7 protein-coding genes are annotated in these 6,640 nt (G+C 63.7%); 3 read left to right on the top strand and 4 right to left on the bottom strand.

What is annotated here, in order from left to right; translation table 11 throughout:
- Positions 1–7: 7 nt before the first annotated feature.
- Genes AWJ14_RS02200 through AWJ14_RS02215 form a run of 4 tightly spaced genes read right to left on the bottom strand, consistent with a single transcriptional unit; the run spans position 8 to position 3,679 of the window.
- Positions 8–1,204 carry a M24 family metallopeptidase gene (locus AWJ14_RS02200; RefSeq protein WP_066174312.1) on the bottom strand — a complete coding sequence of 399 codons (1,197 nt, stop codon included), beginning with the start codon at positions 1,202–1,204 and terminating at the stop codon, positions 8–10.
- 14 nt (positions 1,205–1,218) lie between these two features.
- A complete protein-coding gene (locus tag AWJ14_RS02205) occupies positions 1,219–1,632 on the bottom strand; it encodes a cupin domain-containing protein (RefSeq protein ID WP_066174314.1) in 414 nt (137 codons plus the stop codon).
- Positions 1,629–2,477 (bottom strand): phosphoenolpyruvate hydrolase family protein, encoded by an 849-nt coding sequence (locus AWJ14_RS02210; RefSeq protein WP_066174317.1) that lies wholly within the window; start codon positions 2,475–2,477, stop codon positions 1,629–1,631. The genes AWJ14_RS02205 and AWJ14_RS02210 overlap by 4 nt, the downstream gene beginning before the upstream one ends.
- An 11-nt stretch (positions 2,478–2,488) precedes the next feature.
- Positions 2,489–3,679, bottom strand: a complete 1,191-nt coding sequence (locus AWJ14_RS02215) for a Tm-1-like ATP-binding domain-containing protein (protein WP_066174319.1) — start codon at positions 3,677–3,679, stop codon at positions 2,489–2,491.
- 102 nt (positions 3,680–3,781) lie between these two features.
- On the opposite strand from AWJ14_RS02215, the gene AWJ14_RS02220 reads away from it, so the two are divergent.
- The 3 genes from AWJ14_RS02220 to AWJ14_RS22650 form a co-directional block, all read left to right on the top strand.
- A complete protein-coding gene (locus tag AWJ14_RS02220) occupies positions 3,782–4,435 on the top strand; it encodes a TetR/AcrR family transcriptional regulator (RefSeq protein ID WP_066174321.1) in 654 nt (217 codons plus the stop codon).
- A 335-nt stretch (positions 4,436–4,770) separates the two neighbouring features.
- Complete coding sequence (locus AWJ14_RS02225; RefSeq protein WP_066174323.1) at positions 4,771–6,081, top strand: ABC transporter substrate-binding protein; 1,311 nt, start codon at positions 4,771–4,773, stop codon at positions 6,079–6,081.
- A gap of 101 nt (positions 6,082–6,182) precedes the next feature.
- Positions 6,183–6,640: carbohydrate ABC transporter permease (locus tag AWJ14_RS22650; protein WP_425349603.1), on the top strand; the 458-nt coding region annotated here is incomplete at its 3' end.

Below are 6,640 nucleotides of genomic sequence, written 5' to 3' on the forward strand. Positions count from 1 at the left end.
GGGCCGCTCAGTCCGGAGAGCTGACAATCCAGCCGCGATTGTCGGCCCCGAACAACTCGTGGCCCTCCGCCGTGACGATCACGGTGTCTTCGAGCTTGATATAGCCGCGCCGGGGATGCTGCAGCGTCGTTTCCACCGACAGCACCATGCCCGGCGCGAAAGGCCGCTCCGCATCGACGCCCTCATAGGCCACCGGATGGTTGGTCATCAGGAACGGCGCCTCGTGGCTGATCAGGCCCATGCCATGCGCGAAAAAGTCGTTATGCGCAGCATTGGGCCCGCGCCGCAGTTCGGCTTCGGCAGCGGCAATCATCGCTGCTCCGGTTTCGCCCGGCCCGATCCGGGCAAAGGCCGCCTGCTGCACGGCTTCCACTTCCGCCAGAATGTCGACGAGTTCCTGATCCGGCTCGCCCAGCACGCCCATGCGGCAGATGTCGCCGATATAGCCGTGGAGATTGCCGCCGGAATCGATCGACATCACCTCGCCCGCGTTCCAGGTCTGCCCGGAGCCCGCGCGCACATGGCTGTCGCCGAGCGTGAGCAGGCAGTATTCGAAGGTGAGCTCGCGCTTGGATTCCTCCTGGCGCAGGCGTTCGATGATCTGATATTTCGAGCTTCCGGCGCCCGAGCCGAGGATCGTGGCCTGCATGGCCTCGCTGATGCGCGCCGTCGCCTCGCGCAACAGGTCGAGTTCCGGCTTCGTCTTGATCATCCTGAGCCGCGTGAGCACCATGCTCGCGTCCAGGAGTGAGGCCTGCGGCAGGGCCTCGGCCAGCGCATCATAGCCGTCCTTGGGCATGAACCCGGCTTCGAACCCGATCCGCCCGCTGGCCACGCCGCATTTCTGAAGATGCGCGGCGGCAGCCTGCATCGTGTCGACCGAGCCCCAGTGGTCGGGCCGGAACTCCGGCACCCAGAAGGGCGCCACCTTGTGCTCGTGGATCTCCATCTTGTTGGCGAAATAGCCGGTCGCGTCCGGATTGCCCCGGACATAGACGAAGGCCGGCAGGTAGCGGCTCTGGCCGATCGCATCCATGGCGGAAAAGAAGATGAACTGGTAGCCGCCGAGCAGGTAGCGGACATTGTGTTTCGACGTGGCGACGAGCGCATCGAGCCCGGCCGCATCCAGGGCAGCATCGAGTTCATCGAACCGATACGGGAGGTCCGCGGGCGTCGCTGCATGCAGGGGCGATATCTCGTGCATCAGGGCTCTCTCCTTCAGGCGTGCGGCGGCGGGACGAGGCGGAAGTCGGGCAAATCGCGCAATAGTTCCTCCGGCCCGGCCGGGCTGTAGACCACGAACAGCTTCATTGGCGTCGAACCTATGTTGAGCGTCGAGTGAAACCGGCTTTCGGGCACGAAGATGGTGCATCCCGCCCTGACCTGTTCGGTGACCGGGTTGCCCGAGGTATCTTCAACCATCTGCTCGCCCTCGCCTTCGAGCACGAAGATGATCTCCTCGGCGCCGGGATGATTGTGCCGGGCATGGCCCTGGCCGGGCGGTACATGCACGAGGCCGGCCGAAAACCGGCCCGCGCCATTGACCGACGGCCCGCAGGTGACCGTCAGGTGACCCCAGTCGAAGGCGAACCGGTCGACGGATTCGGGATAGACGAAAAAGGTCTCGCTCATGCTTCAGCTCCCTTGATATTCGGCAGTGACTTGAAGGTACGGATCTGGTCGCGGATGGCGGTTTCGGCCGGCAGCCGTTCGGCCGAACTCGCGCCGTAGAAGCCGTGGCAGCGGTCTGCCCGCGACAGCACATAGGCCGCGTCGTCGGGCATCGAGATCGGCCCGCCGTGGCACAGCATGATGATGTCATCGCGCACGCGCCGGGCGGCGGCGGATATCGCGTCGATTTCCGCGACGCAGGCGTCGAGGCTCTTGGCCGATGTCGCACCGATGCTGCCGCCGGTGGTAACGCCCATATGGGCGACGATGATGTCGGCCCCGGCCCGCGCCATTGCCTCGGCCTCGTCCGGGTTGAACACATAGGGCGTGGTCAGAAGATCGATCTCATGGGCGGCTGCGATCATGTCGACCTCGAGCCCGAAGCTCATGCCGGTTTCCTCGAAGCTCTGGCGCATGGTGCCGTCGAACAGACCCACGGTCGGGAAGTTCTGGACCCCGGAGAACCCCATCTGTTTGAGCTCCGCCAGGAACTGCGGCATCAGCACGAACGGATCGGTGCCGTTGACGCCCGCGAGCACCGGCGTGTGACGCACCACCGGCAGCACCTCCACCGCCATTTCCTTGACGATTTCGTTGGCATTGCCATAGGCGAGCAGCCCGGCCGCAGAGCCGCGCCCGGCCATGCGGTAGCGCCCCGAATTGTAGATGATGATCAGGTCGATGCCGCCGGCCTCCTCCGCCTTGGCGGAAAGCCCGGTTCCGGCGCCGCCGCCGATGATGGGGCGGCCTTCGGCGACCATGGCATTGAGACGGGCGAGAATGTCCTTGCGCGGTATTGCGGGCATCGATGGGTCCTTCAGGTGAGAGAGAGAAAACAGTCGGCCGCGACCTTGGCGAAGGCCGGGTCATTGATGTGCAGCGGCAGGCGCTCGATCCGCCTGTCGGCAGTGGTCTCGACCGTGCTTGCGATCGCGTCGAACAGCGCCGCGTCGGCTTCGGGATTAAAGAACGCGCCGCCCTCGATATCGAGTGCCGAAACGCCTTTTTCAGGGATCAGGAACCGGACCGGTCCATGGCAGGCATTGAGCTTGCGCCCGATCCAGGCGCCGATCCGGCGGCATTCGTCCGGGGTGGTGCGCATCAGCGTGATATTGGCGTTGTGCTGGTAGAACAGCCGCCCGGCAAAGGCCTCGGGCACGGTGTCGCGCGCCCAGAAATTGACCATGTCGAGCGCGCCGGCGGAGCCCACATAGGGCACGCCGGTGCGCGCGATCGCATCGAACCGCGTAGGTGTGGCAGGCAGGACCCCGCCCACCAGCAGGTCGCAGACTTCGGTGGTGGTGATGTCCAGCACACCCGCCAGCATGCCGTCATCGACCAGTTTCTCCATGGTTCGGCCACCCACACCGGTGGCATGGAAGACCATGCAGTCATGCGTGGTGGCCAGGTGATCGACGATCGCCATCACGCTGGGCGTGGTCACCCCGAACATCGTCAGCCCGATGGAAGGCAGGCCATCGCCCTTGCGATAGGCGGACCGGGCCATGCCGGCAATCGCCTGCGCGGCATTGTGCAGGATCATCCGGCTCAACTGGTTGAGGCCCGCGAAATCGGTCACCGACGGCATCATGATGATGTCGGAGATGTCGACGAACGGCCCGACGTCGCCGGAGGCGAGCGTGGAGACCATGACCTTGGGCAGGCCGTAAGGCAGGCCGCGCATTCCGGCGGTCACGATCGAGGTGCCGCCGCCGCCGCCGATGCCGATGATCGCAGCGATATCGGTGCGGCCGGCGATGAAACGCGTGAAGGCCTCGCTCATGCTTGAGACGGCGACACCCCGGTCATCCTGGCCGAGCACGGCGTCCGCGCCGCCGTCGTGATGGCCGGCGATCTCGCGGGCCGACACATCGACCTTGATCGTCGGCGCGCGCGTGCCGACATCGACGAGCACCACCGGCATGCCGGTCTCGGCGATGGCTTCGGCCAGATAGGCGAGTTCAGGCCCTTTCGTGTCGGCAGTGCCAACCACATACACGTGTTTCAATTCTTCCTCCCTTCGCCGCGGCGCCACCGCTTCCCGGGCTTGCCGCAACGTCCGATCCAAAATCGGGCTTGCCGATTTTTGAGACGCGAGTATCATATTGGTATGAACGTCTCATCACAGTCAACCGGCCCCAGGCCGAAACCGGCCACAGGCCCCCGCGCCCGCACCCGCAAGCTGATGGTGACGACGGCGAGCCGCCTGATGCAGGCAGGCTTGACGCCGTCCGTCAGCGAGGTCGCGGAGGCGGCCGAAGTCTCGCGCGCCACCGCCTACCGCTACTTCCCCAACCAGACCGCCCTGGTGCATGCCGTGGTGGAGGAGGCTCTCGGACCGATCCTGAAATGGAAGGGGCGAACGCAGGATGCCGAACAGCGCATTGCCGACCTGTTCGACAAGGCCTTGCCGCGGATTGCCGAGTTCGAAGCCACCTTCAAGGCCGCACTCAGGCTCTCGCTCGAGCAATGGGCCCAGGAAGGCGCCGCCGCCACCCAGCCCCGTTTCACACGCGGCCACCGCATCGACCTTCTCACCGATGCGCTTGCGCCGCTGCGCGGACGCCTGACCGACGCGGCGTTCGACCGCCTCGCCCAGGCGCTCTCGCTGATCTTCGGTGTCGAACTTTTCACCGTGCTCAAGGACATCTGGAACCTCGACGACACCCAGTCCGCCGGCGTGGCGAAATGGGCTGCCTGCGCGCTGGTCCGCGCCGCAATGGCGGAAGCCGACAACAGGGAGACGGCGGAGGCGCGAACCTGATCTGGTCTTACCAATCATGAAAATCCCTTGCCCCTGCGCCCAATGGGTGAAATGGGTGATTGCGTGAACAACAGCCTATTTTCCTATCTATGCGGCAATTTCTATTTGAAATGCAAGAAAGCCGACGCAGAATAGTATGACTAAGGCGGTTGACCAAGGGGGAATTTGGTAATACCAATTTGGAATTGCCTGCGGGACAGTGGAGGGTCACGCAGAAGCAAGGGGATGCAAGCATGCCGGCCGGGGTCAAACCTCCGGCGCCAGTCGCCCGGTGGCAGGAACCGACCGCGGCAGGACTGGGACAACAGAATGTGCATCAATGGGAGGAGATCATAATGCGCACCAAACTGATCAGCCTTGCGGGAGGCCTCGCCCTCGCCCTGGCAAGCAGCACGTCAGCCTATGCCCAGCAATTGACCATCTTCTGGGCGGAATGGGATCCGGCCAACTATCTTCAGGAACTCGTCAACGAATACACCGCGGAGACCGGCGTCGAAGTCACCGTCGAAACCACGCCCTGGTCCGATTTCCAGACCAAGGCCTTTACCGAATTCAACGCCCGCGGCTCGGCCTATGACATGATCGTCGGCGACAGCCAGTGGCTTGGCGCGGCCTCGGAGGGCGGCCATTATGTCGACCTCACCGACTTCTTCAACGAGCACAAGCTCGGCGAGGTGATGGCGCCGGCGACGGTGAAATACTATGCCGAATATCCGGGCAATTCCGGCAAGTACTGGGCGGTCCCGGCCGAAGGCGATGCGGTCGGCTGGTCCTATCGCAAGGACTGGTTCGAGGATCCGGCCGAAATGGCCGCCTTCAAGGAGAAATACGGCTACGATCTGGCCCCTCCGAAGGACTGGAAGCAGCTGACCGACATCGCCGAGTTCTTCCACCGCCCGGACCAGAACCGCTACGGCATCGCCATCTACACCGACAATTCCTATGACGCCCTCGTCATGGGCGTGGAAAACGCGCTGTTTTCCTACGGCGCCGATCTCGGCAACTACGAGACCTACGAGGTTCAGGGCTACGTCAACGGCCCGAAGGCCGTCGCCGCGCTCGAGAACTACAAGAAGCTCTACGGCTTCACGCCGCCCGGCTGGGCCAAGACCTTCTTCGTCGAGAACAACCAGGCGATCACCGAGGGCCTGGCGGCCATGTCGATGAACTATTTCGCCTTCTTCCCGGCGTTGCTAAACGAGGCCACCAACCCGCACGCGGCCAGCACCGGCTTCTTCGCCAACCCGGCCGGCCCGGACGGCGACCAGTATGCCGCGCTCGGCGGCCAGGGCATCTCCATCGTCAGCTATTCCGAAAACAAGGAAGAGGCGATGAAGTTCCTGGAATGGTTCATCAAGGACGAGACCCAGAAGCGCTGGGCCGAGCTTGGCGGCTATACCGCGAGCGCCGCGGTGCTCCAGTCCGACGAGTTCCGCAATGCCACGCCCTACAACGAGGCCTTCTACCAGACCATGTTCAAGGTCAAGGACTTCTGGGCCGTGCCTGAATATGCGGAACTGCTGACCGCGGCCAACCAGCGGATCTATCCCTACATCGTCGGCGGCGAAGGCACCGCGAAGGACACCCTCGACGCGCTCGCCGCGGACTGGGAAGCGACCTTCAAGAAATACGGCCGCACCAAGTAGCCGTCCGCCTTCGACAGGCCAAACTGCCAAGGGGCGCTGCGGCGCCCCTTCCTTACCCATTCGTTTGAAACCAAGGGATTAGTGCCGTGGCGTCTCAAGTCATGACCAGTCTGGACCCGAATTCGCGCGCGGCGGCGAGAGGGTTGAGCGATCTTGCCATTCGCAACCTCTTCATCATTCCGACGATTGCGTTCCTGATCATTTTCAACATTTTTCCGCTGCTGTATTCGCTGGCCTATTCGTTTACCGACTTTCGCGCATCCACCAATGCGCCGGCCAATTTCGTGGGCCTGCAGAACTACCGCGACCTGCTCAACGACCCGTTCATCTGGAAGAACTTCTCGATTACGGCGAAATATGTGCTGATCTCGGTCACGGGCCAGGTGCTGGTCGGCTTCGGCCTCGCCATGCTGCTCAACCGGCCGATTCCCGCCAAGGGCCTGATCACGACGCTCTTGCTGCTGCCGATGATGCTCTCTATGGCCGTGGTCGGGCTGTTCTGGAAGCTGCTGTACGATCCGAATTTCGGCATCGTCAATTACGCCCTGGGGCTCGGCAA

Origin of the sequence: Parahoeflea olei (genome assembly GCF_001703635.1) — a bacterium.
Classification (GTDB): Bacteria; Pseudomonadota; Alphaproteobacteria; order Rhizobiales; family Rhizobiaceae; genus Hoeflea; species Hoeflea olei.

Coding starts and splice junctions, on each gene's coding strand:
- AWJ14_RS02220 (WP_066174321.1), top strand. CDS start 3,782: ATGAACGTCTCATCACAGTCAACCGGCCCCAGGCCGAAACCGGCCACA.
- AWJ14_RS02210 (WP_066174317.1), bottom strand. CDS start 2,477: ATGCCCGCAATACCGCGCAAGGACATTCTCGCCCGTCTCAATGCCATG.
- AWJ14_RS02200 (WP_066174312.1), bottom strand. CDS start 1,204: ATGCACGAGATATCGCCCCTGCATGCAGCGACGCCCGCGGACCTCCCG.
- AWJ14_RS02225 (WP_066174323.1), top strand. CDS start 4,771: ATGCGCACCAAACTGATCAGCCTTGCGGGAGGCCTCGCCCTCGCCCTG.
- AWJ14_RS02205 (WP_066174314.1), bottom strand. CDS start 1,632: ATGAGCGAGACCTTTTTCGTCTATCCCGAATCCGTCGACCGGTTCGCC.